Raw genomic sequence first — 25,628 nt, forward strand, 5'->3', positions numbered from 1 at the left:
GCGCCGCAGACGACACGCGGCCTTCAGCTCTCCCGCCGTGCCGCAGCCGCCCGCAACCCGTCCCGCAGTACCCGCGGCACCCACCCCTCCCGCAGTGCCCGCCGCACGAGGTCCGCCTGCGAGGGCGGGGCCATGCCGTCGACCGGCGGATCGCTGTCGAGGTTGGTCGGGAACGGGTAGCCCTCGGCGCTCGCGGCGATGACATGCTCCAGCCACGCCTCGCCCGCCCCCTCCGACCGGCGCCGGCGCAGCACCGGGTAGACCGCGTTGGCCACCGCCTCCCGGTCCACGGTCTCCATGGCCCGCCCGAACGCGGAGGACACCTGGAGCAGATTGGCCGTCCGGCGCACGTCGAGGGTCCGGTTGGTGCCGGCCGCGTGGAACACCGCCGGGTTGAAGAACACCGCGTCGCCCTTCGCGAGCGGCAGCTGCACGTGGCGGGCCTTGAAGTACTCCTGGAACTCCGGCCGCCGCCAGGCCAGGTAGCCGGGCTCGTAGGTCTGCGAGTACGGCAGGTACATCGTCGGCCCCGACTCCACCGGCATGTCGCAGTGCGCGACCGCCCCCTGGAGGGTGAGCACGGGGGAGAGGCGGTGCACATGGGCCGGGTAGGCCTCGGCCTGCTCGTCGGAGAGGAAGCCGAGGTGGTAGTCGCGGTGCGCGGTCTGCGCCGCGCCGCCCGGGTTCACCACGTTGACCTGCGAGGTGATCTGGTAGCCGGGGCCCAGCCAGGCCCGGGAGACCAGGGCCACGACGTCGTTGGCGTAGTAGTCGGCGAACGCCTCCGGGTCGTACAGCGCCGCCTTCTCCAGGGCGTTCCACACCCGCTCGTTGGCCCCGGGCGTCGCGAAGTGGTCGCCGGCCCCCGCGCCGGACTCGTGCTGCTCCGAGATGAGCGCCTCGAAGACCGCGGTGGCCCGGTCGACCACCTGCGGATCGGGGAACGCGCCCCTGAAGACCAGGATGCCGGGACCGTCGGCCAGGGCCCGGACGAGTTCGTTCCGCACCTCGTGGGCCGGGCCGGCGGCGCGCAGCCGCTCACTCTCGTAGACGAGGACGTTCTCCTCGACGGCCGAAGCGTAGGGGTAGCCGGCCGGGTCCGTGGTCCGCTCGACCAGGGCACGGAAGGCGTCGAGGTCGCAGTCCTGCGGCGAGAGCCAGGCGCGGCCCTGTTCGGCGGCGAGGGACATCGATGTCCTGCTTTCGGTCACGGCCATGGTCTCGGCCACGGCGGGGCTCTGCCATTCTTGTCAGCACAAACCCCTCGAACAACCAGCAGCGACCCGTCAAAAACCCCTCAAGGAGGCAGCCCGTGGGCCACCCCTTCCCCATCCGTGAGATCGCCCGCCAGGCCGGGCTCAGCGAGGCCACCGTGGACCGGGTGCTGAACGGCAGGGGCGGCGTCCGCGAGAGCACCGCCCGCGAGGTGGAGCGGGCCATCGCCGATCTGGACCGGCAGCGCACCCAGGTCCGGCTGGTGGGCCGTACCTTCATGGTCGACATCGTGATGCAGGCGCCCGAGCGGTTCACCACGGCCGTGCGGGGCGCGCTGGAGGCGGAGCTGCCGGCCCTGCACCCGGCGGTGGTGCGCTCCCGGTTCCACTTCCGGGAGACCGGGCCGGTCGAGGAACTGGTGCGGACGCTCGACCGGATAGCCCGCCGGGGCTCGCAGGGCGTGATCCTGAAGGCGCCGGACGTCCCCGAGATCACCGCCGCCGTCGGGCGGCTCAGGTCGGCGGAGATCCCGGTCGTCACCCTCGTCACCGACCTGCCCGCCAGCGGCCGGCTGGCCTACGTCGGCAGCGACAACCGGGCCGCCGGCGCCACCGCCGCCTACCTGATGGGCCAGTGGCTCGGCGACCGGCCCGGCAACGTCCTCACCAGCCTCAGCAGCGGCTTCTTCCGCAACGAGGAGGAGCGCGAGATGGGCTTCCGCAGCGCCATGCGGGCCCGGTACCCCGAGCGCACCCTGGTGGAGATCGCCGAGGGACAGGGGCTGGACGCCACCCAGTACGACCTGGTCCGCGCCGCCCTGGAGCGCGACCCGGAGATCCGCGCCGTCTACTCGATCGGCGGCGGCAACATCGCGACCCTGCGCGCCTTCGCCGACCTGGACCGCGAATGCGCCGTGTTCATCGCCCACGACCTCGACCACGACAACACCCGCCTGCTGCGCGAGCACCGGCTGTCCGCCGTCCTCCACCACGACCTGCGCCAGGACATGCGGGAGGCCTGCCACCTGGTGATGCGCGCCCAGGGCGCGCTGCCGCCCGCGGGTCCGACCCTGCCGTCGGCGATCCAGGTGGTCACGCCCTACAACATGCCCGCGGCCACGGCCCGCTGAGCGCGCCCATGCGCTGTGGACCGTGCTCGTGCGCTCCCGACCACGCTCACAGATTGATCGCGTACGCCTTGCGCAGCGTCTCGTGCACCGTCCAGGTCGTCCGGTCGCCCGCGCGCAGGACGGCCATGTCACCGGGGCCCACGGTGAACGTCGTCCCGCCCTCGACCTCGATCGTCGCCGAGCCGCTGACCACCACGAACAGCTCGTCCGCCTCGGTGTCGGTGACCACCCCCGGGGTGATCTGCCAGATCCCGCGGAGCTGCTTGCCGTCGGCCGACTCCCAGACCACCTTCCCGGTGACCTCGGGCGTGCCGGAGACGATCTGCGCCGGGTCGAGCGGGTCGGGTTCGAGGTCGGCGTCGGGGATGTGCAGGGCGAAGCTGTGCGTCGTCATACGGCGACCCTAGCGAGCCCACCGGTGTGCGGGGCGTGGACAGGGTGTGCGGCATCCGGCCTGGTGGGAGGACACTTCGTCGGGCCGTGCCCGGTGGCGGCCGGGTCCGGTCCGGGTGATCGTGGAGGACATGGCTGACTCCACGGCGGCCGTGCCGGAGCCGCGTGCGCACGACACCCGCGAGGCCGTCCTGTTCGGCGGGGTCTACGGCGCCGTGCTGGCCTGCTCGATGGTGGCCGCGCTCACCCAGTACGGCCACACCTCCGAGGCCAGCCGCCGCTACGACGCCCTCTGGCTCCTGGTCACCGCCTGCGCCTCCGCCCTGGCGCACGGCTACGCCCACTACATCGCCGAGCGCGCCCCGCACCAGCGCTGGGACGCGCTGCACACCCTGGCCGACGAATGGCCGCTGGTCACCGCCGTGCTGCCCACGGTCTTCCTGCTCGCGGGCGCCGGCTGGGGCTGGTGGCCGCCGAAGGGCGTCGAATACCCGGCGTTCGTCCTGAACATCGTCATCCTGTTCGCCCTCGGACTCTTCACCGCCCGCTGGTCGGCGCGGAGTTGGCCGGCCGCCGTACTGATCGGCGCCGTGGACGCGTTGCTCGGGGTGATCGTGGTGGTGGCCAACGCGTTCATCAAGTAGACGCGGTGAGCGGCGCGGTGGGCGGGCGCGGCGCGTGGCTGCGGTTCATTGAACAGTGAACGGGTTTACGATCGGCCCAGGGCACTGTTCCTCCGCGCAAGGAGCCGGCATGACCACCGAAGACGCAGTCACCGCAGAGGCCGTCGACAGTCTGCGGGGCACCGACGACCCCCGGCTGCGCGAGCTGCTGACCGCGCTCATCCGCCATCTGCACGCCTTCGCGCGCGAGACCCGGCTGACCCAGCGCGAGTGGGAGACGGCGATCGCGTTCCTCACCGAGACCGGGCAGACGTGCACGGACACCCGGCAGGAGTTCATCCTGCTCTCCGACGTCCTGGGCCTGTCGATGCTGGTCGAGACGGTCAACGGGCACAGCGACCCCGGCTCCACCGAGTCGACCGTCCTCGGCCCCTTCCACATGACCGAGTCGCCGGTCCGTGAACTCGGCGCCGACATCGACCTGGTGGGCACCGGCGAACCCTGCGTGGTCAGCGGTGTCGTCCGCTCCGCCGACGGCACCCCGCTGCCCGGCGCGGTCCTGGACGTGTGGCAGGCCGACCCGCACGGCTTCTACGACGTGCAGCGGCCCGACGTCCAGCCGCCCGGCAACGGCCGCGGCCTGTTCACCGCCGACGGCGAGGGCCGCTTCCGGTTCCGGACCTGCGTGCCGAGCGCCTACCCGATCCCGACCGACGGCCCGGTGGGCACCCTCCTCAAGGCCACCGGACGGCACCCCTACCGCCCCGCCCACATCCACTTCATCGTCTCGGCCGCGGGGCACGCGCCGGTCACCACCCACATCTTCGTCGCCGGCGGGGAGTACCTGGACTCCGACGCGGTGTTCGCCGTGAAGGAGAGCCTGGTCAAGGACTTCACCCCGACCGACGACCCCGCCCTGGCCGGGGAGTACGGGGTCCCGAACCCGTTCCGGCACGCCCGCTTCGACCTGGTCCTGGAGCGCTCGTGAACCCCTTGGACTTCGTGTACGAGTCCCGTCCCTCCCGGGTGGTCTTCCGGCCCGGCGCCGCGCTCACCGCACCCGCCGAGGAGGCCCGGCACCTCGGTCTGCGGCGGCTCCTCGTGCTCAGCGGCGAGCGGGGCGCGGAGACGGCGCGGGCGGTCGCCGACTCGCTGGGGGACGCCTGCGCGGGGCTGCACACCGGGGCCCGGATGCACGTACCCGTGGAGGTGGCCGACCGGGGCGTCGAGGCGGCCCGGGCCGCGGGCGCCGACGGCTGTGTGGCCGTCGGCGGCGGCTCGGCCGTCGGCCTCGGCAAGGCCGTCGCGCTGCGCACCGGACTCCCGCTGATCGCCGTGCCCTCCACCTACGCCGGCTCCGAGATGACCCCGGTCTGGGGCCTGACCGAGCACGGCGTCAAACGCACCGGCCGCGACCCCGTCGTCCTGCCGCGCAGCGTCGTCTACGACCCCGAACTCACCCTGTCCCTGCCCGTCCCGCTCTCGGTGACCAGTGGGATCAACGCCCTCGCCCACGCCGTCGAGGCGCTCTACGCCCCCGACGGCTCACCGCTCGTCGCGCTGATGGCCGAGGAGGGCGTACGGGCGCTGGCGGGCGCGCTGCCGGAGATCGCCGCGGCCCCGGACTCCGTACCGGCCCGCTCCCGCGCCCTGTACGGGGCCTGGCTGTGCGGGTCCTGCCTGGGCGCCACCACGATGGGCCTGCACCATAAGCTGTGCCATGTCCTCGGCGGCACCTTCGGCCTCCCGCACGCCGAGACCCACACCGTCGTCCTGCCGTACGCCCTCGCCTTCAACGCGCCCGCCGCCCCGGAGGCAGCGACCGCCGTCGCCCGGGCCCTCGGCGCCGACGACGCCCCGGCCGCCCTCCAGGAACTCGCGACCCGCCTCGGCGCCCCCCGCTCCCTCGCCGAACTCGGCCTGAAAGAAGCGGACCTCGCGGTCGCCGCCGCCCAGGTCGCCGGGCAGCCGTACGCCAACCCGAGAGCGGTCACGACCGACGACGCGCTGGCCGTGCTGCGGGCGGCGTACGAGGGCGGTCCCGCCCGGGCGTGACGGCCTGGCCGCGGGACCGGCTCGGCTACCATGCGCGATGTGAACTCACAGGTGGGGCGCGCAATTTGGGCAGTGACGGGCGCCGCCGGGGCGTTCGCCGCGGTCGCCGCCGGCTGGCAGGTTCTCGGCGACGTGGGACCGGAGCAGTTCGCGTTCGCCGGAGTGAGCGCGCTGATCGGCGGAGCCCTCACCTGGTTCCAGGCCGACGGCCCCCGGCGGCCGTCCGTGCCACCGCATCCGGTGCCCCGGGAACTGCCCCGTGACATCGCCGACTTCACGGGCCGCGGACCCGAACTGTCCCAGCTCGACGACCTGTTGCGCACGAGGAACCCGTCGACCGGCCCGCTCGTCGCGATCTCGGGCCGGGGAGGACTCGGCAAGACGACGCTCGCGGTACGGGCCGCGCAGCGCGTGGCGGCCGACTTTCCCGACGGGCAGCTGTTCACGAACCTGCGCGGGTACGCCGCCACGCCCGCCGAACCCTCCGAGGTACTGGGCAGCTTCCTGCGGTCGCTGGGCACCGACCCGCACGCGATTCCCGAGGCCCAGCAGGACCGCGAGCAGTTGCTGCGTACGCTGACCGCCGGACGCCGACTGCTCATCGTCCTCGACAACGCCAACGGCCCCGGGCAGGTGCGGCCGCTCCTGCCCGGCGGGCCCGGCTCGGCGGTCGTCGTCACCAGCCGGGCCCCGCTGAGCAGCATCGAGGGGGCACACCCGATCGTCCTCGGCCTGCTGCAGCCCGGCGAGGCGCTCGAACTGCTGGGCAGGGTCGCCGGTTCGGGCCGGGTGGCGGACGACCCGCAGGCGGCGGCGCGCCTGGTGGCGCTGTGCGGGTACCTGCCGCTGGCCGTACGCATCGCGGGAGCGCGGCTGGCCGAGCGTCCCGACCTCGGTGTGGCCGCGCTGGCCGAGCGGCTGGCCGACGAACGGCACCGGCTGGACCACCTGGAGATCGGAGATCTCGATGTGCGGGCCACCTTCATGATCAGCTATCAGGGCCTCTCGGACGAGCAGCAGCGGGCGTTTCGACTGCTCGGCCGCTTTCCCGGACCCGACTTCGCGGCCTGGCCGCTCGCCGCGCTCATGGGCGTCGCGCCGCGCGACGCCGAGCGCCACCTGGACGCGCTGGTGGCCGCGCAACTGCTCGACCCCGTCCGCCCCGACGAGACCGGTGCCACCCGCTACCGGTTCCACGACCTGCTCCGCGCCCTCGCCGCCGAACAGCCCGAACCCGAGGCCGACGCCGCGGCCGGCCGGCTGCTCGGCGCGTACCTCACGCTCGCCGCCGAGGCGGAGGACCGGTTCCAGCCGGGCGAACTGCGCAAGACCGGTAGCCACCCGCGCCACGGGATCGAGGCCGGGTACCGCGACCGGCTGCTGCTCGACCCGGTCGCGTGGTTCATCGCCGAGCTGCACAACATCGCGCCGTGCGTGCGGTTCGCACACGAACGGCAGTTGTGGGACGCGGCCTGGGAACTCGCCCACATCGCCGCGCCGTTCTTCGAGATGCTGGCCGCCTGGGACGACTGGGACACGGCGTTGGGCCTGGCTCTGGACGCGGCCCGGCAGTCCGGGAACCGCCGGGCGGAGTCGATCACGCTCTTCGACGCCGGGGCGCTGTACCGCTACCAGGGCCGGCCGGACGAGGCGGCCGCCGCGTACGAGGAGGCCCTGGCCGGTTACGAGGCGTCCGGCGACCGGCACGGCGTGGCCGCCGTCCTGCTGGGACAGGGCATCGTCCACCGCAACCGGGGCGCGTGGGACCTGGCCGCGCGGTCGCTGACCGCCGCCGCCGAACAACTCGCGGCCGCCGGGGACCGTCGGCTCGCCGCCCAGGCACTGCGCAGTCTCGCGGTCGTCCGGCGCGGCCAGGGGCGCCTCGACGAGGCCATCGAGTCGTTCCGGCAGGCGAGGGACGAGTTCCATCGGCTCGGGGACAGACGAGCCGAGGCATTCGCCTGGCGCGGTCTCGCACAGGCCCTTCTCGACAACGGCGCCCCGGACGAGGCGGCGGACGCCTTCGGCAGAAGCCTGGAGCTGACCCGGGAGCTGCACGATCGCAGGGGTGAGGCCCGGGCCCTCCAGGGACTCGGCCGGGTCGAGGCCGCCCTCGGTACGAGTTCCGCGGCGTTGCGCCGCTTCGCGCAGGCCAGGGAGATCGCCGAGGAGACCCGCGACCAGGCCCTCAACGGTGAACTCGACGACGACATCGGGTCCGTGTCCCGGGCGTAGCCGCGTGGCCCGCACGCACGGCCGGCCCGGCCGGGCCCTTCGCCGGGTCCGGCGGTCAGCCGCGGCCGCTCGTGGACATCGGTGGCGTGGACGCGTCGGCCTGTCGTAGTTCGGCGAGGAGGACGTTCTGCCCGTCGAGGAGTTCGGTGAGGATGCGGCGGGCCGCGCGCAGGAGTTCGGCGACGTCGCCGCCGGCCAGGGCGTAGCGGACGGTGGAGCCCTCCCGGGTGGAGACCACGATGCCGGACCGGCGCAGGACGGCCAGCTGCTGGGAGAGGCTGGACGGCTCGATCTCGATGTCGGCGAGCAGGTCCCGTACCGGTACGGGCCCGTGCTGGAGCAGTTCCAGGACCCTGATCCGGACCGGGTGCCCGAGCATGCGGAAGAAGTCCGCCTTGGCCTGGTAGAGGGGGACTTGCATGACCGCTCGCTCTCTGCCGGGTCGGGTTCGGGTGGGGTGGGGGCGCCGAGGTGCGGCGGCGCCTTGCGACACCGCCGCACTGGCCCTGTACGCCGATCCTTGCCGCCCGGGGCCGTGCGCAGACATGAGTTGGGATCATGCTGATGTGGTCACTTGAAGAAGTCTTCACATCATGGGCGCACGAAGCCCCGGAACCAGGAACGTCGCTAGACCTCGAGCTGTTCCTCGACCCGCTTCAACTGGTGCCGGGCCATGGCGAGGTTCGAGCGCTCCTTGTCGAGCACCAGATAGAGGAACAGGCCGTTCCCGCTGCGGCCGGTGATCAGCCGGATGAGGTGGTACTGCTTCTCCAGTGTGATCAGGATGTCCTCGATCCGGGTCTTGAGGCCCAGCTCGCCCATCGTGCGTACCTTGGCCCGGATGACATCCGTGTTCCCGGCCGCGGCGACCGCCAGATCGAGGTCCTTGCCCCCGCCGAGTGTCCCCAGGGCCATGCCGCTGGTGTAGTCGACGACCGCTGCCCCCAGCGATCCCTCGACCGCGGTCATCATCTCCTTCAGCGACACTTCCACGCTCGCCATACTGGCGCCTCCCCTTCGAATGCCGATGGCGGCGGACCGGCGGTCGCCGACCCGCCCGATGCATGGACCGTAGGGCGAGGGAGGTGACGCCGGGACGCCGTCTTCGGGGCTGACGCAAGCTGCCCGAACATGTGCGCTCTCGTTCGTTTGCGTGACGGAAATCGGTTCGACGAAGGTCGAAGTTGGCGATGGTTCACATCCGCGGCCCGCGCGGAAGCGGGACGGCGGTGATTCCGGGGTCGGGCGCCGCATGTTCCGCTCTCCCGCCGGCTCCACCGAACCGTCCCGGCCGGCGCGCGCTCGGTGTGCGCGTGTGCGGGCGGAGTCGTGAAGATCCGTTCCCGGGAGCCGCCGTCCGGCCGTCCTTGCGGTCGCGCGCCGCGCTCATTCGAAAGGATTCCGCCGAACAGGCCCTCGCCGCAGCTCAGTTGGCAGGGCCCGGACGCCTCCGTGTCGCCGGTGCGGGCGGTCCGGGAGGATTCGCGTCGTCGCAGGTCGCACGGCGCGTCTCCGATCGCCCGGGTACCGGTGGGCAGCCGACTGTCCGTTGACCCAGCTTCAAATCAAGACCACAAATTCCACACAACCCTCTCTTCAGGCGGGCCTCGATGGTCTAGATTGACCGTGCTTCGCACATGCTGGGACACGAGGCGACAAATGATGATCTATTGGTTTGCCGATACGGGCGACCGGTAGCCGCGTCTTTGGCGCCGGACGTGGGGGTGATCAATTCCTGGGGCCCGAGAGGGACTTCGGGTGCGGAGAGCACCCGCGGTTCCGGCGGGGTCCCGCGTACCTCGGGAGCCCGGCAGGGCAGGCCGGTCCGCCGCGGCACGGGCGGAACGTTTAGGCAGCGCTGGAACAGCCGGATTTCATACGCGGAGGGCGGGGGCCGTCCGCGGAGGGAACAGCGCGGCGCGGGGAGCCGGGGGGCCTCCCGGGGGCGGAAGCGTACGGGAGGCGGGGGTCTCCCGGGGGGAGGAACGGTGTCAGGGCACCATGTCGAACCACTGGGGACCGGGGGGTTTCTGTGCGGCAGGGGGGACTAGTCGGCTCTTTTCCGCCGGCGCGCGGGCGTCTGGCGGACGGGGGAATCCACAGACCGGCGATCGAGTGGGAGCAGCGGTACCGACGTACCGTGATCGTCAGCGACACCGTCGCCACCGCCATCGTGGTGGCCGGCATCGGAGAGTTCTTCGGGGCCCGGGACGCGGCCAACTGGCATGAGAAATGGGGGATCCTCGCCTTCGGCACCGAACTGCTGGTGCTGTCGGCGCTCGTGGTGGGCCGGTCGTGGGCTCCGGCGGTGCTCGGCCAGGGCGCCGAGGAATTCCGCCGCCTCGGACGCTCGCTGTTCGCGGCGACCGTCGTCCTGGCGCTCGGTGGGATCGCCCTCACCTCACGGAACATCAAACTCTGGATCTTCGTCGCGATCCCCGCGATCGGGCTCGTCACCATGACCGCGCGGTATCTGCTCCGTCTCGATCTGCACAGACGGCGCAAGGACGGCCGTTGCCTGAGACCCGTGCTCGCGGCCGGCAGCTCCGCCACCGTGGGCGACCTGATCACCAGGACCCGCAAGTTCCCGCACATCGGCTGGCGGGTGCAGGCGGTGTGCACGACGGACGGCCGCGGGCTCGACGGCGACCAACTGGACGGCGTACCGGTCGTGGGCGGACTGGCGGACGTCGCCAAGCACGTCCGCCACGACGGCTACCGAGTCGTCGCGGTCACCCCGGACCCCTACTGGACGCCGGACCGGCTGCAGCGGCTGGCCTGGAACCTCGAAGGCAGCGACGCCGAGATGGTCGTGGCGCCCGTGCTGATGGAGGTGGCTGGCCCGCGGCTGCACGTCGACGCGGTGCTCGGGATCCCGCTGCTCCGGGTCAGCCTGCCGACCTTCACGGGAGGCCGCCGGGCGATCAAGGAAGTCGTCGACCGGGTGGGCTCGGCGGTCCTCCTGCTGCTGTTCGCGCCGCTGATGGCGGTGGTCGCGCTGCTCGTGCTGACGGACAGCCGGGGCGGGGCCTTCTACCGCCAGCGCAGGGTCGGCAAGGACGGCCGGGAGTTCACGATCCTCAAGTTCCGCACCATGGTCGTCGGGGCGCACCGGGCACGCGCCGAGCTCGCCGACCGCGACGAGGGCGCGGGGCTGCTGTTCAAGGTCCGCCGGGACCCACGGGTGACCCGGGTGGGCGCCGTGCTGCGCCGGTACTCGATCGACGAACTCCCGCAGCTCTTCAACGTGCTGACCGGGGCGATGTCGCTGGTCGGCCCGCGGCCCCCGCTGCCGGAGGAGTGTGCCGCGTACGACCCGGACATCCGGCGGCGGCTGCTGGTCAAGCCCGGGCTCACCGGCCTGTGGCAGATCAGTGGACGCAGCGACCTGCCGTGGGAGGAGGCGGTCCGCCTCGACCTGCGGTACGTGGAGGACTGGTCGCTCGCCCTCGACACGGTGATCTTGTGGAAGACGATGCGAGCGGTGCTCCACGGGCAGGGGGCCTACTGATGTGCGGGGGGCGTCGGCAGGCCGACGCGCGGACCGCAGGCCACAAGGGCCTGCCTGGGGGGAGGGACGAGTCATGAGAGTCAGCGTTTTCGGGCTCGGCTACGTGGGCTGCGTATCAGCCGCGTGCCTGGCCAGCATGGGCCACGAGGTCATCGGGGTGGACGTCAACCAGGTGAAGGTCGACCTGGTCAACGACGGCAAGGCCCCGGTGGTGGAGGAACGTATCGGCGAGCTGCTCGCCGAGGTCGTGCGGACCGGAGCGCTGCGCGCCACCCGCGACGTCCGCGAGGCGATCGCGGACAGCGAGGTGTCGCTGGTCTGCGTGGGCACGCCCTCGGAGCCCAACGGCAGCCTGTGCACCACATATTTGGAGCGGGTCACCGAGGAGATCGGCGCCGCGCTCGCCGAGGGGGCCGAGCAGGGGGGCCGGCACACCGTCGTCTTCCGCAGCACCATGCTCCCGGGCACCTGCCTGAACCTGCTGGTGCCGATCCTGGAGAAGACCGTCGGCGGCACCGCCGGGGTGGACTTCGGGGTCGCGGTCAACCCGGAGTTCCTGCGCGAGGGCACGAGCGTGCGGGACTTCTTCGACCCGCCCAAGACCGTCGTCGGCGAACTCGACCCGGCGAGCGGCGACGCGGTGCTGGCGCTGTACGAGGCCCTGCCCGGCGAGGTGTTCCGGGTGCCGGTCCCGACGGCCGAGGCGATCAAGTACGCGGACAACGCCTTCCACGGCCTCAAGATCGGCTTCGCGAACGAGCTGGGCGCGGTCTGCCAGGCGCTCGGGGTGGACTCGCACCAGGTGATGGACGTGTTCCTGGCCGACCGCAAGCTGAACATCAGCCCCGCCTACCTGCGGCCCGGCTTCGCCTTCGGCGGCTCCTGCCTGCCCAAGGACCTGCGCAGCCTGGTCCACGCGGCCCAGCGGGCCGACGTCTCGGTACCCATCCTGGCCCACGTGCTCACCTCCAACGCCGACCATCTGCAGCGCGCGGTCGACCTGGTCGAGCGCACCGGGAAACGCCGCGTGGGGATGTTCGGGCTCTCCTTCAAACCCGGCACCGACGACCTCCGCGAGAGCCCGCTCGTCGAGCTGGCGGAACGGCTCTTCGGCAAGGGCTACGACCTCAAGATCTACGACGCCAACGTGAGCCTCTCCCGGCTGCTCGGCGCGAACCGCGAGTACATCGAGAGCCGGCTGCCGCACCTCGCGCAGCTGCTCGCGGACTCCGTCGAGGAGGTGCTCGACCACGCCGAGGTCTGCCTGGTCGGGACCAGGGAGCCGGCTGTGACGGCGGCGCTGCCGCATGGCGAAGGACCCGTGATCGTCGACCTCGTCCGCCTTCCCGACGCCGAGACGCGCCGGACCGAACCGGGGTACATGGGCCTTGCTTGGTAACACGACGGGCGGCGCCGGCTCCGGCCGGCGCGCGCTGATCCTGGTGGAGAACCTGTCAGTGCCCTTCGACCGGCGGGTGTGGCAGGAGTGCACGACGCTGCGCGACGCGGGCTGGACGGTGCACGTCATCTGCCCGCAGGGCACCAAACGCGACACCGAGCCGGAGGCGGAGATCGACGGGGTGCGGATCCACCGCTACCCGTTGCGCGCCGCCACCGGAGGCCCGGCCGGCTACCTGAAGGAGTACGGATCGGCGCTCTGGCACACGGCCCGGCTGGCCCGCAAGGTGGGCCCGGTCGACGTCGTGCACGCCTGCAACCCGCCCGACCTGCTGTTCCTGCCGGCGCTGTGGCTGAAGCGGCGCGGCGCCCGGTTCGTCTTCGACCAGCACGACCTGGTACCCGAGCTGTACCTCTCCCGCTTCGACCGCGGCGAGGACCTGCTCTACCGCGCCGTGTGCGCGCTGGAACGGCGGACCTACCGGGCCGCGGACATCGTCCTCGCCACCAACGAGAGCTACCGCGACGTCGCGATACGCCGCGGCGGGCGGCGGCCGGAGGACGTCTTCGTGGTGCGCAGCGCACCCGCGATCGAGCGGTTCCAACCGGTGCCGCCCGAACCGGAGTTGAAGCGCGGCAAGCCGCATCTGCTCTGCTACCTCGGCGTCATGGGTCCGCAGGACGGCGTCGACTACGCCCTGCGGGCCCTCGCGAAGCTCCGCGACGACCTCGGCCGGACCGACTGGCACGCGGTGTTCGTCGGCTCCGGCGACGCCTTCGACGCGATGGTGGAGCTGTCCCGGCGGCTCGGGCTCGACGACCAGGTGCAGTTCACCGGGCGCATTCCGGACGCCGACCTGGTGCGCTACCTGTCCACCGCCGACGTCTGCCTCTCGCCCGACCCGTGCAACCCGCTGAACGACGTGTCGACGATGAACAAGGTCCTGGAGTACATGGCGATGGGCCGGCCGATCGTCTCCTTCGACCTGAAGGAAGCGCGCGTCTCCGCCGGCGAGGCCGCCGTCTACGCGTCCGCCGACGACGAGTCCGAGTTCGCCGCGCTCGTCGCGGAACTCCTCGACGACCCGGACCGGCGGGCCCGGATGGGCAAGATCGGCCAGGAGCGGGTCGGCGGGCCGCTCTCCTGGCGCAACTCGCAGGCGTCGCTGCTTGCTGCCTACACCGCCGCCTGCCGAGACCACACCCCGGTGCCGGCGGCTGATCAGGTTCGAACAAGGAAGAGGCAGCGCAGTTGAGCGAGGAATCGATACGTCTGGTCACCATCGGGCGGATATTCCGCCGGCGTTGGCGGTTTCTCGCCGTCCTCGCCGTCGTGGGAGGGCTCGTCGGCTACGGCGCCTCGGTGGTGTTCCCACCGAAGTACACGACGTCGGCGTCGGTGCTGCTGCCGGGACAGTGGGAAGAGCGGGAACTGCTGACCCAGGTCGACATCGCGACCAGTTCGACGGTGGTCGACCGCGCGGCCACCGCACTGAACTGGCGGGACGTCAGCGCCGCCGAGCTGCGGGACCGGGTGACCGCGTCGGCCGCCGACGGGAACATCATCAAGATCTCGGGCACGGCCGACACCCCGAAGCGCGCGCAGCAGCTCTCCGACCAGGTGGCCGCGCAGTTCGTCAAGTTCGCGGCGCGGGTCGCGGGCGGCGGCACCGACTCCGCCGCGGCCACGGAGGCCGAGGCGCTGCGCAAGCAGGTCGAGGAGACCAACCGCCGGATCACCGACCTGGCCGACGCGGCCGACCCGGGGCAGACCGTCGAAGGCGTCCAGGCCCGGACCGAGCTGGAGAAGCTCAGCACCTCGCTGGAGGAGGCCATGACGAAGCTGGACGAGGCCGACCCGGCGACCAACAAGGCCGGCATGGTCGTCATGGGACCGGCGGCCCTGCCGACCGGCCAGGCGCCGCCGACCCGGATGCAGTTCATCGGCGCGGGAGCGCTGCTCTTCTTCGTGCTCGCGGTCGTCGGCCACCTCGCCGCAGCCCGGACGAACCGCCGGCTGCGCACCGAGCCCGAGATCACCGCGGCGCTGGGCGCGGCGCTCCTCGGCACCGTGGAGGTGCCCGACGGACGGCACGGCGACCACCGGCCGGAGGACGGCGGCCCACGGCACTGGGTCCGCCGGCTCCTCGGCGTCGACACCCGGTGGGACCTGCCGACCCCGCCGAGATCCGACGACGAGGCCGCCCGACGGATCCGCTACCGGCGGGTCTGCGCCCGCCTCCGGGACCAACTGCCCGCCCCCCGACGGCTGCTGGTGGTCGTACCGGACGGCGACGTGATCGCCCGCCGGGCCGCAGGACAGCTCGCCGCCGAGGCCAAGGGCGATCCGCAGCTGCGGGTGGTCGAGGTCTCGGCGGACCGGCCGATCGTGCCGGACCGCGACACCGAGTCCGGCGCCCTGGTCGTCCTCAGCGCGGGCAGCTGGACCGCCGAGGAGCTCGCCGGCATCGCCGAGGCGTGCGCCGACGGCCGGCACGAGGTCCTCGGCATCGTCGTCGCCGACCCGGTCCGCGCCCGTGAGACACGGCCGGCCGGCCACCACCCGCCGGACGACGCCACTCTCGCGCTCGCGGTTCGCGGCCAGGCCACAGGAGGTTCAGCGTGACGACGAGCACGACCGCGGAGTCGCCGGCCGCCACTCCGCTTCTCGACCTCCAGGCCCTGGTGGTGGCGGTGCGCAGGCGCCGCCGCCTCTGGTACGCCACGGCCTTCCTCGGCCTGGTGGCGGGCTCCGGGCTGGCCGTCGCGATGCCGCCGGCGCCGACCGCGGTGACCGAGGTACTGGTCGCGCACGAGGCGGACCAGCCGAACGACACCGGAACGCTGATCCGCACCGACGTCCAGCTGCTCCAGACCACGCAGATCGCCGACAAGGCCCTGCGGTCGCTCAAGTCCCCGGAGAAACCCGAGGACTTCCTCCAGGAGTACAAGGGCGCCGGCCTGACCAACAACCTGCTGCAGATCACCGTGACCGGCGACACCGACGCCCAGGCGGTGGCCCGCGCCAAGGCGCTGGCCGACGCGTTCGTCGCCGACCACGTGCAGCGGATGCAGCGGACCGCGCAGGCCGAGGCCCAGGCCCTGCTCGACCAGCGCGACCGCATGCGGGACGAACTCGCCCAGGTCAACAAGGAGATCGGGAACCAGCAGGCGGACAGCGACCCGAAGGCGTCGGCGACCCTGGAGTCGCTCTTCGCCCGCCGCGCCGAACTCAACTCCCGCATCTCCGACTTCGACGAGCGTGCCGCGGACGCGCGGACCGGCGCACCCCAGGTCGTGGCCGGCACGCAGATCGTGGACACCCCGCGCGCACTGCGCCACTCCCTGCCCAAGGCCGTCGCCACCGACTCCGCGATCGGCCTGGTCCTCGGGCTCTTCGCCGGGCTCGCGCTGGCCGCGGTCGGCACGGTGGTGGCGGACCGCCCCGTGCTGCGCCGGGACATATCGGCGAACCTGGGCGCCTCGGTCATCGCGGAGCTGCCCCGCCGGCCGGGCAGGCCGTGGCAGCGCCGCCGGACCCGGCTGACCCGCGAACGGCTCACCGCGTCCCTGGCCCGCACCCTGCGCGGCTCCGCGGAACCGGTGTCGCTGCTGGAACTGGGCTGTGCGCGTGCCACGAGCGTGATCGCGCTGGACCTCGCCAGGGCCATGGCGGCGGAGGGCCCGGTGACCGTCGTCGACGCGCTGCCCCGGCCGTACCTGACGGGCCGCCGCCCGAGGCCGGGAGACCCGACCGTGGTCGGCGCCGAGCAGACCGCGGCCGTGCCGCCCCAGGAACGCCGGGTCGGCGTCGGCTCGGTGGCGCCCGGCACGGCGTGGACCGACCTGCGCCACCTCGGCACCCAGACCGTGCTCGTGGTGCGGGCCGGACACGGCAGCGCCGCCTGGCTGCACACCGTGGCCCGGCAGCTCGCGGACCAGCGCATCCCGGTGGTCGGCGTGGTGCTGATCGACCCCGACCCGCGGGACCGGACCGACGGCACCCTCTGGGACGGACTGCACACCGCGCTGCGCGGCCGCAGCGAGCGGCCGGTCCGGCAGCAGCCGGGGACCGGCCAGCGGCGGGCGGAGCGGCAGCCGGTGTGGGCCGCCCGGGGCCCGGACAACGAGCAGGAGGCGCGGTAGCACATGTGCGGCATCGCAGGCACCTACCGGTGGCCGGACGGAAAGATCGTGACCGACCGGCTCACCGACACCCTCGCCCACCGCGGTCCGGACGGGTCGGGCCGCTACAGCCACCCCGTCGGCGACGGCGAAGTGCACCTCGGGCACCGCAGGCTGGCCATCATCGACCTGTCCGACACCGGCGCCCAGCCGATGGCCACGGACGGCCTCGTCCTGACGTACAACGGCGAGCTGTACAACGCCCCCGAACTCCGGGCCGAGCTGGAGGCCACCGGGGTGCGCTTCCGCGGCACCTCCGATACCGAGGTGGTCCTGGAGGCCTGGCGCCGCTGGGGCACCGACTGCCTCCCGCGGCTGCGCGGCATGTTCGCCTTCGGGATCTTCGACGAGCGCACCGGCGACCTGGTGCTCGCCCGCGACCAGCTCGGCATCAAGCCGCTGTTCCTGCTCCGGCGCGGCGGCGGCCTGGTCTTCGCCTCCGAGCTCAAGGCGCTCTCCGTCGCGACCGGCCGCTCGCTGGAGGTGGACGACGCGGCGCTGGTCGCCTCCCTGCTCTACTACTGGGTGCCGGACTCCCGGTGCGCGTTCCGCGAGGCGGAGAAGCTGGAGCCGGGGAGCTGGCTGCGGTGCCGGCCCGACGGCCGGGTGGAGCGCGGCCGGTTCTGGAACCTGAAGGAGGTAGCCGCCGAGGGCCGGCAGCGGGCCCTGGCCGGCGAGCTGCCCGACCTCGCCGCGATCGTCGAGGAGTCGACCCGGCGCCACCTGCTCTCCGACGTGCCCGTGGCGACCTTCCTCTCCGGCGGCCTCGACTCCAGCTACCTGACCGCGCTGGCGGCCCGTCACCAGCCGGGGATCTCCGCCTACACGATCGGGTTCCGCGCCGAGGACGCCCGGTTCGAGGCGATGCCGGACGACCTGCGCTACGCCCGGCAGGTCGCCGAACAGTTCGGCGTCGACCTGCACGAGATCGAGATCGCGCCGAACGTCCTCGACCTGCTGCCGCGGATGACGTACCACCTGGACGAGCCGATCGGCGACCCGGCGGCGATCAACACGTACCTGATCTGCATGGCGGCACGCGAGGCCGGGGTCAAGGTGATGCTCTCCGGGATGGGCGCGGACGAACTGTTCGCCGGGTACCGCAAGCACCTCGCCAACCTGATCGCGCTGCGCTACCAGCGGGTCCCGCGGCCCCTGCGGCGCGGGGTGTCCGCGGCCGTGGACCGGCTGCCGGTCGCCACCAGCCGCCGCGGGTACCGGTCGGTGCGCTTCGCGAAGCGGTTCCTCTCCTTCGCCGGCCTGCCGGAGGAGACCGCCTTCCGGCGCAGCTACACCATGTACGACCAGGACGAGCTGCTCGCCCTGCTCGATCCGGACCTGGCCGGCACGGTCGACGACGTGCTGACCGAGCACGCGGACGTCTACGCGGACAACGACCTCGACGACTTCGTCAACCGCATGTGCCTCACCGACGCCCGGATGTTCCTGCCGGGCCTGAACCTCACGTACACGGACCGCTCCAGCATGGCCGCCTCCACCGAGGTACGCGTGCCCTACGTGGACGTCGAGGTGGTCAGGGCCGCGTTCGCGGTGCCCGGTGACCGCAAGATCGTCGGACGGCAGGGCAAGGCCGTCCTCAAGGAGGCGGCCACCTCGGTCCTGCCCCGGGAGATCGTGTACCGGCCCAAGGGCCTGTTCAGTGCCCCGCTGCGGGCCTGGATGAGCCGGGACCTGGCACCGCTGGTGCGCGAGGTGGTCGAGGACGGCGAACTCGTCCGGTCCGGGTTCCTGCGCCGGGACGCCCTCGCGCGCATGGTCGCCGAGGACGCCGCCGGGCAGCGGGACTTCTCCAAACATCTGTGGCACGTACTGACCCTCGAGTACTGGTATCGCGACGCGACCTCCGGGTCCGGCCAGAGCACTCGGTTGACGGCTTAGGAATCAGGGGACTTCGGTGAAGCAGGTCGTACAGAACTACAAGAGCGGCGAGCTGGCGGTGCTCGACGTTCCGGTGCCGGGGTGCAAGCCGGGCGGGGTGCTGGTCCGCAGCGCCTACTCGCTGATCTCCACCGGCACCGAGCTGATGAAGGTGTCCGAGGCCGGCATGTCGATGCTGGGCAAGGCCCGTTCCCGCCCGGACCAGGTCGCCAAGGTCATGCAGAGCGTGGCCACCAACGGGCTGCCCGCCACCTACCGCAAGGTGATGGGCAAGCTGGACTCCTACACGCCGCTGGGCTACTCGCTGTGCGGTGTGGTCGAGCAGGTCGGCGCCGGCATCGACGACGTCAAGGTCGGCGACCTCGTGGCCTGCGCCGGCAACGAGCACGCGCTGCACGCCGAGTTGAACTGGGTGCCGAAGAACCTCTACACCCCGGTACCGGACGGACTCGCACCCCGGCACGCCGCCTTCGGCACCGTCGGGTCCATCGCGATGCAGGGCGTCCGCCAGGGCGAGCCGCAGCTCGGCGAGGTGGCCCTGGTCATCGGCCTCGGCCTGATCGGGCAGCTGGTGGTCCAGCTCCTGACCGCCGCCGGAGTCCGCGTCGTCGGCGCCGACCCCGACCCGGCGCGCTGCGAACTCGCCGCCCGGCTGGGCGCGGTGGCCTGCGGCGACCCCGCGTCCGCGACCGTGGAGACCGCCGTCGCCGAACTCACCGACGGGCACGGCGTGGACCAGGTGTACCTGGCCGCCGGCGGCGGCAGCAACCAGCCCGTCGAGCTCGCCGCCCGGCTCTGCCGGGACCGCGGCCGGGTCGTCGACATCGGCAAGTGCCGCCTGGACCTGCCGTGGAACGCGTACTACGAGAAGGAGCTCGACGTCCGCTTCTCCCGCAGTTACGGCCCCGGGCGCTACGACCCGGAGTACGAACTGGAGGGACGCGACTACCCGATCGGCTACGTGCGCTGGACCGAACGCCGCAACCTCGCCTGCTTCCTCGACCTGGTCGCCCGCGGCCGCGTCGACGTGGAGCCCCTGGTCTCGCACGTCGCCGACTTCGAGGACGCGGTCGAGACCTACCGGCGGCTCAAGGACGGCGATCTGAAGGCCGTGGCCGTGCTGTTCCGGTACCCCGACCGGCCGGCGGAGGAGCGGACGGCGGACGGGGAGACGGAGGCGGCCCCGTCGGTGGCCGTGCCCGCGGTGCGCCGCGGCGCGGGAGCGCCCGCCCCGGCCCGGTCCGTCAACTCCTCGGTGCGCCTCGCGTTCGTGGGCGCCGGGAACTACGCCACGTCGATGCTGCTGCCGCACCTGACCCCGCGCGACGGCGTCGAGCTGGCGACCGTCGTCACCACGACGGCGCTCTCCGCGGCCAACGCCCAGCGGAAGTTCGGCTTCGGCGAGGCGACCACCGACCTCGACGCCGTGCTCGACGACAAGACGATCGACGCGGTGTTCGTGGTCACCCGGCACAGCTCGCACGCCGAACTGACCCGCAGGGCGCTGCTGGCCGGCAAGGCGGTGTTCGTGGAGAAGCCCCTGGCCCTCACCGAGGACGAACTGGCAAGCGTCCTCGCGGCGGTGGAGGAGTCCGGCAACGACCGGCTCCAGGTGGGCTTCAACCGCCGCTTCGCACCGCTGCTGACCGAGGCCAAGGAGCGCTTCGGCGCCCGGACCGGCCCGGCGAGCCTGCGCTACCTGGTCAACGCCGGCCGGCTGCAGCACGGCAGCTGGTACCTCCAACAGGGCACCGAGGGCTCGCGGTTCGCCGGCGAGGGCGGCCACTTCATCGACACGGCGAGCTGGCTGCTGGAGGCCGACCCGGTCTCGGTCTACGCGGTCGCCACGGCCGGCAACGACGACGTGCAGATCGTGCTGCGCTACCCGGACGGGTCCACCGCCACCATCAGCTACGTCACCACCGGCGCGCCCGGCTTCCCCAAGGAGACGCTCGACCTGGTCGCGGACGGCAGGGTGCTGCGGCTCGACGACTTCGTCCGGGCCTCGGTCCACGACCGCAAGCGGTGGGTCAGTTCGCGGCTGCCCAAGGCCCGGGACAAGGGCCAGAACGCCGAACTGGCCGCGTTCGTCAAGGCCGTGCGGACCGGCGGGCCGATGCCGGTGCCGCTGGAGTCGCTGGCCGCGACCACGGCGGCCACCCTCGCCGTGCGCACCGCCCTGGCCTCCGGCACGCCGGTGACGCTGGAGCGGGCCCGATGAGCATGAGCGCGGGCTGGTACCTGCGACGCCTCTCCCGGATGGGCCCGCGGGAGGTCGCGGGCCGGGCGGGCGACACCGTCCGCAGACGGCGGTGGCGGTCCGCGCGGCCGGACTGCCCGAGCGTGACCGGCGCCCGGTTCACCGCCGTCCTGCCCGCCGGGACGCTCGCCGCGGTGCCGGCGGACGCCGCGAAGCGTCTCGCCGCCGAGGCGGACCGGCTGATGTACGGGCACGTCGAGTACTTCGGGGTGGTCCGCGACGACCTCACCGACCCGGACTGGTGGTGCGACCCGAAGACCGGGCGCCGGGCGCCGTGGGGCTACGCCTTCGACGTGCCGTACCGCGACGAGGACGCGGTCGGGGACATCAAGCAGATCTGGGAGCTGTCCCGGCACCAGTACCTCACCGTGCTCGCCGCCGCCTACGCGGTCACCGGGAACGAGCGGTACGCCGAGCGGGTGGCCGAGCACCTGCGGTCGTGGTGGACGGCCAACCCGCCGCTGCGCGGCGTGCACTGGATCAGCGGCATCGAGCTGGGCATCCGGCTGCTGTCCTGGGTGTGGATCCGCCGGCTGCTCGACGACTGGCCGGGCGCGGCCGGGCTGTTCGAGGAGAACCCGGTGGCGCTGAACCAGATCTGGCACCACCAGCGCTGGCTGGCCGCCTTCCCCAGCCGGGGCTCCTCGGCGAACAACCACGTCATCGCCGAGGCCGCCGGGCAGCTCGCGGCGTCCTGCGCGTTCGGCTGGTTCCCCGCCTCGGGGCGCTGGCGGGCCGACGCGCTGCGGTCGCTGGAGCGGCACCTGCGCGCCAACACCTTCGTCTCCGGCCTCAACCGCGAGCTGGCCAGCGAGTACCACGGACTCGTACTGGAACTCGGCCTGGCCGCGGTGGCCGAGGCGGACGCCGCGGGCGTGCCGGTCCCGGCGTCCGTCCGGCTGGTGCTGCTGCGGATGACCGACGCCCTCGCGGCCGTCGTGGACAACCGGCTGCGGCCGCCGCGCCAGGGCGACGCCGACGACGGGCACGGCCTGGTCGTGGACGGCGCGGGCACCGACCGCTGGGCCTCGCTCCTGGCCACCGGCGAGGCCGTGTTCGGCCGGCTCGACTGGTGGCCGGCGGTGACCGGCACCGATGTGCGCACCCCGCTGCTGGCCGCGCTCGTCAAGCCCACCGGACCGTCCGTGACCCGCCCGTCGGTCCGGCCGGCGCACCTCGCCGACGCGGGCATGACGATCCTGCGCGGTCCGGAGGAGATCTGGTGCCGCTGCGACGGCGGTCCGCACGGCTTCCTCTCCATCGCCGCACACGCCCACGCGGACGCGCTGTCCGTGGAGGTCCGGCACGACGGGGTCGACGTGCTCGCCGACCCGGGGACCTTCTGCTACCACGGGCAGCCCGCCTGGCGGCAGTACTTCCGGTCGACCCTCGGCCACAACACGCTGCAACTGGACGGCACCGACCAGTCCGTCTCCGGCGGCCCGTTCCTGTGGACCCGGCAGGCCCGCACCCGCGTCCTGACCGCGGAACCGTCCGGTGCGGACGTGGCCCGCTGGTGCGCCGAGCACGACGGGTACCAGGGGTCCGTGCACCGCCGCCGGGTGGAGCTCACGGCCGCGAGCCAGGAGCTGAAGCTGGTCGACGAGGTGCGCGGCCCGCGCCGGGCCGTGCGGCTGGCGTTCCACCTCGGCCCGGAGATCGCCGCGGACCTGGTGGGGAACCGGGCGGTGCTCACCTGGATCCGGGACGGCGAGGGGCGTTCTGCGGTGCTCGACCTGCCCGGGCAGCTGTCCTGGCAGGCGCACCGCGGCGAGACCGACCCGCCGCTGGGCTGGTACTCCGCGGGCTTCGGGCGCAAGGAACCCACCACGACGCTGATCGGCACCGGCACCAGCCCCGCCGACGGCGCGGCCGGGTTCACCACCGTGCTCAGGTTCGGCGGCTAGGGGGCACGTGGTGATCAAGAGGCGGCACTGGGTGCTGGCGGCGGCACCGCTGGCGCTGGCCCTGCTGACGGCGACCGGCTGCGACAGCACGTCGGGCGGCGGTGCGGCGGAGCCGACCGCCGCACCGTCCACGTCCACGTCCGCGGCCCGCGCGGTGGCCCGGGTGTGCGCCAACCCCGCGCCCGGTCCCGCGAAGGCACCGGCGGGCGCGGTCACCGTCGACCCCGCGGTCGTCGGCGACCTGGCGGCCAAGACCAGGAACAGCCCCGCCAACACCACGTTCTGGCTCCGGCCGGGCAGGCACCGGCTCGCCCCGGACCGCTATGCCCAGGTCATCCCGAAGAAGGGGGACCGCTACCTCGGTGCGCCCGGCGCGGTCCTCGACGGCGGGAAGAAGAACCAGTACGCGTTCGCGGGCACCGCCGGCGACGTCACCATCCGCTACCTGACCGTGCAGCACTTCGTCGCCCCGCTGAACGAGGGCGTGGTCAACCACGACTCCGCCGACGGGTGGGTGATCGAGCACGCCACGATCCAGGACAACTCCGGTGCGGGGCTGATGGCCGGTGCCCACCAGCAGGTCCGCGCCAGCTGCCTGCGCGACAACGGACAGTACGGAATGAACGCCTACAAGGGCGGCGGCGGCATCACCGGCCTGGTGGTCGAGGACAACGAGATCACGGGCAACAACACCGGCAACTGGGAACGGCGCCAGGAGGGTTGCGGCTGCACCGGCGGCATCAAGTTCTGGGCCGTCGATGGCGCGGACATCCGCGGCAACTGGGTGCACGACAACCGCGGCGCCGGGCTCTGGGCGGACACCGACAACAACGACTTCCTCATCGAGGACAACGTGCTCGACTCCAACGACGGGGCCGCGCTGATCTACGAGACCAGCTACAACGCGGTCATCCGGAACAACACGATCCGGCGGAACAACTGGGTCGACGGCCGCAGGTACGCCGACCGCGGCGACAACTTCCCGTACGCGACGATCTACCTGTCCGAGTCCGGCGGCGAACCACGGGTCCGGGCCCGCACCGACAAGATCGCGATCTACCGGAACGTGTTCGAGAACAACTGGTCCGGGATCACCCTGTGGGAGAACGCCGACCGGTTCTGCAACAGTCCGGCCAACACCTCGTCCGGAGACTGCACGCTGCTGGTGAAGAACGCCCACCGCTGCACGAAGCCGGCGATCGACAAGGCACCGCTCTACGCCGACTGCCGGTGGAAGACCCAGCGGGTGGACATCCACGACAATCGGTTCGTGCTCGACGAGTCCGTGGTCCGGTGCACCGAGATGTGCGACCGCATGGCGGTGCTGTCCAACTACGGCACCTATCCGGACTGGTCCCCGTACAAGGGCGAGAAGGTGGCCGAGGCGATCACCCACAAGCAGGACAACCGCTGGCACGACAACGTCTACCTCGGACCGTGGGAGTTCGTCGCCTACGACCCCAGCAGGGTGCTCGACTTCGACGAGTGGCAGGGCCCGGACTACGGCCAGGACGCGGGCAGCACCCTCGACTCAGGGGCCGGTGGCTGAGATGAAGAGACAGGTCGAGGTGGCCGGAGAACACGGCGCCGAACAGCCGAGCCGCGCCGGCACCCCGAAGACCGTCGGGATCGTCTGGGGACTGCTGGTCCTCAACACGCTCGGCTCCGCAGGGGCGAAGACCATCGTCCCGCTGCCCCGCTCCCTCATCCAGATGGTCACCATGGGCGCCCTGGTCGCCGCGTTCACGCTGGCACTCGTGGTCAACGTCCGGCTCCGCATCCGGCCCAGCGCCTACCTGCTCCTGCTCACCCTGCTGCTGGTGACGAGCGTGATCTCCAGCGCCAACCTGGAGTCCGGGTTCGGCGCGCTGTTCCGCTGCTTCCGGCTGACGCTCTTCGTCGGCACCCTGTGGCTGCTCAGCCGCTGGTGGGACGGCAGCCTGACGTTCGTCCGCTACCACATCCGGGCCTACTTCGCGGTCCTCGGGTCGGTCGCCGTCGGCCTCGTCGTCTCACCGGGCGCGGCCCTGCCCGACCTCTACGGCGGCCGGCTGGTCGGCGCGCTCTGGCCGCTCACCCCGCCGCAGATCGGGCAGTACGCGGCGGTGATCATCGGGCTCACCGCCCTGCTCCTGCTGGGCCGCAGGACCGACCGGAAGAGCGCCGCGATGGTCATCGTGCCGTCCCTGGTACTGCTCGCGCTGACCCACACCAGGACGGCCACGCTCGGCCTGCTGCTCGGGCTGGCGCTGGCGATCGGCTCGCTCGTCCTGACCAGCTCGGCCGCCCGCCGGTTCTTCACCTGGGCGGTGCTGTTCGCCGCGGTGGCCGCGGTCGGGTTCGCCGGCGCCCTGCAGACGTGGTTCCTGCGCGGACAGAGCAAGGAGAACTTCTCCAGCCTCACCGGCCGGGCCAAGGTCTGGGACGCCCTCCTGGCCGCGCCCCGCACGACCTCGGAGAAGTTCCTCGGCGTGGGCCTGGGCGACAAGTCGTTCGGCGGGCTGCCGATCGACAACAGCTGGCTGGCGGTCTACAACGAGCAGGGCCTGGCCGGTGTCACCCTCGTCGCGGTGATCATCTGTGTGCTGGGCGGTGTCGCGTTGCTGAGGCCGCCGTCGCTGCAGCGGGCCTGCGCGATCTTCCTGATCAGCTACTGCGCTATCGCCTCGTACACCGAGGCCGGTCTCGGCGACGCCTCGCCGTACCTGCTGCATCTGGCCCTGGCCGCCTCGCTGCTGGCGGCACCCGCCGCGGCGGCACCCGCCCCGACGCCCGGACTGCCCCGGCGGACGCCCCAGGGAACGGAGGTGACCTGACC

The 25,628-nt window shown here is 72.7% G+C and carries 19 protein-coding genes; 15 read left to right on the plus strand and 4 right to left on the minus strand.

Annotated elements, in window-relative coordinates; genetic code table 11:
- Positions 1 to 23: 23 nt before the first annotated feature.
- Positions 24 to 1,190 (minus strand): phytanoyl-CoA dioxygenase family protein, encoded by a 1,167-nt coding sequence (locus tag ACGF5O_RS29740; protein WP_393813121.1) that lies wholly within the window; start codon positions 1,188 to 1,190, stop codon positions 24 to 26.
- 122 nt (positions 1,191 to 1,312) lie between these two features.
- On the opposite strand from ACGF5O_RS29740, the gene ACGF5O_RS29745 reads away from it, so the two are divergent.
- Positions 1,313 to 2,344 carry a LacI family DNA-binding transcriptional regulator gene (locus ACGF5O_RS29745; RefSeq protein WP_393812950.1) on the plus strand — a complete coding sequence of 344 codons (1,032 nt, stop codon included), beginning with the start codon at positions 1,313 to 1,315 and terminating at the stop codon, positions 2,342 to 2,344.
- Positions 2,345 to 2,390: 46 nt separating this feature from the next.
- Here ACGF5O_RS29745 and ACGF5O_RS29750 read toward each other — a convergent pair whose 3' ends face one another.
- Positions 2,391 to 2,738, minus strand: coding sequence for a cupin domain-containing protein (locus ACGF5O_RS29750; RefSeq protein WP_393812951.1), 348 nt, complete (start codon positions 2,736 to 2,738; stop codon positions 2,391 to 2,393).
- Positions 2,739 to 2,868: 130 nt separating this feature from the next.
- Between ACGF5O_RS29750 and ACGF5O_RS29755 the strand changes: the two genes are divergently transcribed.
- From ACGF5O_RS29755 to ACGF5O_RS29770, 4 genes are all read left to right on the plus strand, one after another.
- Positions 2,869 to 3,381 carry a hypothetical protein gene (locus ACGF5O_RS29755; RefSeq protein ID WP_393812952.1) on the plus strand — a complete coding sequence of 171 codons (513 nt, stop codon included), beginning with the start codon at positions 2,869 to 2,871 and terminating at the stop codon, positions 3,379 to 3,381.
- Positions 3,382 to 3,490: 109 nt separating this feature from the next.
- Positions 3,491 to 4,348 carry an intradiol ring-cleavage dioxygenase gene (locus ACGF5O_RS29760; RefSeq protein WP_393812953.1) on the plus strand — a complete coding sequence of 286 codons (858 nt, stop codon included), beginning with the start codon at positions 3,491 to 3,493 and terminating at the stop codon, positions 4,346 to 4,348.
- A 5-nt stretch (positions 4,349 to 4,353) separates the two neighbouring features.
- Positions 4,354 to 5,415 (plus strand): maleylacetate reductase, encoded by a 1,062-nt coding sequence (locus ACGF5O_RS29765; protein ID WP_393813122.1) that lies wholly within the window; start codon positions 4,354 to 4,356, stop codon positions 5,413 to 5,415.
- A gap of 72 nt (positions 5,416 to 5,487) precedes the next feature.
- Positions 5,488 to 7,650: an ATP-binding protein gene (locus ACGF5O_RS29770; RefSeq protein ID WP_393812954.1), complete on the plus strand. Its 2,163-nt coding sequence runs from the start codon at positions 5,488 to 5,490 to the stop codon at positions 7,648 to 7,650.
- Positions 7,651 to 7,705: 55 nt separating this feature from the next.
- Here the strand turns inward: ACGF5O_RS29770 and ACGF5O_RS29775 are convergent, their stop codons facing one another.
- Together ACGF5O_RS29775 and ACGF5O_RS29780 are read right to left on the minus strand one after the other, a co-directional pair.
- A complete protein-coding gene (locus ACGF5O_RS29775; protein ID WP_393812955.1) occupies positions 7,706 to 8,071 on the minus strand; it encodes an ArsR/SmtB family transcription factor in 366 nt (121 codons plus the stop codon).
- 206 nt (positions 8,072 to 8,277) lie between these two features.
- A complete protein-coding gene (locus ACGF5O_RS29780; RefSeq protein ID WP_362579308.1) occupies positions 8,278 to 8,652 on the minus strand; it encodes a hypothetical protein in 375 nt (124 codons plus the stop codon).
- A 1,030-nt stretch (positions 8,653 to 9,682) separates the two neighbouring features.
- Between ACGF5O_RS29780 and ACGF5O_RS29785 the strand changes: the two genes are divergently transcribed.
- The 10 genes from ACGF5O_RS29785 (at position 9,683) to ACGF5O_RS29830 (ending at position 25,626) form a co-directional block, all read left to right on the plus strand.
- The gene (locus ACGF5O_RS29785; RefSeq protein ID WP_393812956.1) at positions 9,683 to 11,161 is read left to right on the plus strand and encodes a sugar transferase; all 1,479 of its coding nucleotides are present in this window, start codon (positions 9,683 to 9,685) and stop codon (positions 11,159 to 11,161) included.
- 73 nt (positions 11,162 to 11,234) lie between these two features.
- Positions 11,235 to 12,560: a nucleotide sugar dehydrogenase gene (locus ACGF5O_RS29790; RefSeq protein ID WP_393812957.1), complete on the plus strand. Its 1,326-nt coding sequence runs from the start codon at positions 11,235 to 11,237 to the stop codon at positions 12,558 to 12,560.
- Positions 12,550 to 13,815: a glycosyltransferase family 4 protein gene (locus tag ACGF5O_RS29795; protein WP_393812958.1), complete on the plus strand. Its 1,266-nt coding sequence runs from the start codon at positions 12,550 to 12,552 to the stop codon at positions 13,813 to 13,815. Before ACGF5O_RS29790 ends, ACGF5O_RS29795 begins: the two co-directional genes overlap by 11 nt.
- Entirely contained in the window at positions 13,812 to 15,185 is a 1,374-nt protein-coding gene (locus tag ACGF5O_RS29800; RefSeq protein WP_393812959.1) for a YveK family protein, read from the plus strand. The genes ACGF5O_RS29795 and ACGF5O_RS29800 overlap by 4 nt, the downstream gene beginning before the upstream one ends.
- The gene (locus ACGF5O_RS29805; protein WP_393812960.1) at positions 15,182 to 16,705 is read left to right on the plus strand and encodes a Wzz/FepE/Etk N-terminal domain-containing protein; all 1,524 of its coding nucleotides are present in this window, start codon (positions 15,182 to 15,184) and stop codon (positions 16,703 to 16,705) included. The genes ACGF5O_RS29800 and ACGF5O_RS29805 overlap by 4 nt, the downstream gene beginning before the upstream one ends.
- 3 nt (positions 16,706 to 16,708) lie before the next feature.
- Positions 16,709 to 18,643, plus strand: coding sequence for an asparagine synthase (glutamine-hydrolyzing) (asnB, locus tag ACGF5O_RS29810; protein WP_393812961.1), 1,935 nt, complete (start codon positions 16,709 to 16,711; stop codon positions 18,641 to 18,643).
- A 16-nt stretch (positions 18,644 to 18,659) separates the two neighbouring features.
- Positions 18,660 to 20,864 carry a bi-domain-containing oxidoreductase gene (locus ACGF5O_RS29815; RefSeq protein ID WP_393812962.1) on the plus strand — a complete coding sequence of 735 codons (2,205 nt, stop codon included), beginning with the start codon at positions 18,660 to 18,662 and terminating at the stop codon, positions 20,862 to 20,864.
- Positions 20,861 to 22,810 carry an alginate lyase family protein gene (locus ACGF5O_RS29820; protein ID WP_393812963.1) on the plus strand — a complete coding sequence of 650 codons (1,950 nt, stop codon included), beginning with the start codon at positions 20,861 to 20,863 and terminating at the stop codon, positions 22,808 to 22,810. The genes ACGF5O_RS29815 and ACGF5O_RS29820 overlap by 4 nt, the downstream gene beginning before the upstream one ends.
- A gap of 7 nt (positions 22,811 to 22,817) precedes the next feature.
- Positions 22,818 to 24,359 carry a right-handed parallel beta-helix repeat-containing protein gene (locus ACGF5O_RS29825; protein WP_393812964.1) on the plus strand — a complete coding sequence of 514 codons (1,542 nt, stop codon included), beginning with the start codon at positions 22,818 to 22,820 and terminating at the stop codon, positions 24,357 to 24,359.
- A gap of 1 nt (position 24,360) precedes the next feature.
- Positions 24,361 to 25,626 carry an O-antigen ligase domain-containing protein gene (locus tag ACGF5O_RS29830; protein WP_393812965.1) on the plus strand — a complete coding sequence of 422 codons (1,266 nt, stop codon included), beginning with the start codon at positions 24,361 to 24,363 and terminating at the stop codon, positions 25,624 to 25,626.
- The last annotated feature ends 2 nt before the right edge of the window (positions 25,627 to 25,628 follow it).

The sequence above is a fragment of the Streptomyces sp. NPDC048291 genome (genome assembly GCF_043201715.1).
Taxonomy (GTDB): Bacteria; Actinomycetota; Actinomycetes; order Streptomycetales; family Streptomycetaceae; genus Streptomyces.

Bases quoted from the DNA above. Each gene is read 5' to 3' on its own strand.
- ACGF5O_RS29740 (WP_393813121.1), bottom strand. From the start codon at position 1,190: ATGTCCCTCGCCGCCGAACAGGGCCGCGCCTGGCTCTCGCCGCAGGAC.
- ACGF5O_RS29750 (WP_393812951.1), bottom strand. From the start codon at position 2,738: ATGACGACGCACAGCTTCGCCCTGCACATCCCCGACGCCGACCTCGAA.
- ACGF5O_RS29755 (WP_393812952.1), top strand. From the start codon at position 2,869: ATGGCTGACTCCACGGCGGCCGTGCCGGAGCCGCGTGCGCACGACACC.
- ACGF5O_RS29760 (WP_393812953.1), top strand. From the start codon at position 3,491: ATGACCACCGAAGACGCAGTCACCGCAGAGGCCGTCGACAGTCTGCGG.
- ACGF5O_RS29775 (WP_393812955.1), bottom strand. From the start codon at position 8,071: ATGCAAGTCCCCCTCTACCAGGCCAAGGCGGACTTCTTCCGCATGCTC.
- ACGF5O_RS29780 (WP_362579308.1), bottom strand. From the start codon at position 8,652: ATGGCGAGCGTGGAAGTGTCGCTGAAGGAGATGATGACCGCGGTCGAG.
- ACGF5O_RS29790 (WP_393812957.1), top strand. From the start codon at position 11,235: ATGAGAGTCAGCGTTTTCGGGCTCGGCTACGTGGGCTGCGTATCAGCC.
- asnB (WP_393812961.1), top strand. From the start codon at position 16,709: ATGTGCGGCATCGCAGGCACCTACCGGTGGCCGGACGGAAAGATCGTG.
- ACGF5O_RS29820 (WP_393812963.1), top strand. From the start codon at position 20,861: ATGAGCATGAGCGCGGGCTGGTACCTGCGACGCCTCTCCCGGATGGGC.
- ACGF5O_RS29830 (WP_393812965.1), top strand. From the start codon at position 24,361: ATGAAGAGACAGGTCGAGGTGGCCGGAGAACACGGCGCCGAACAGCCG.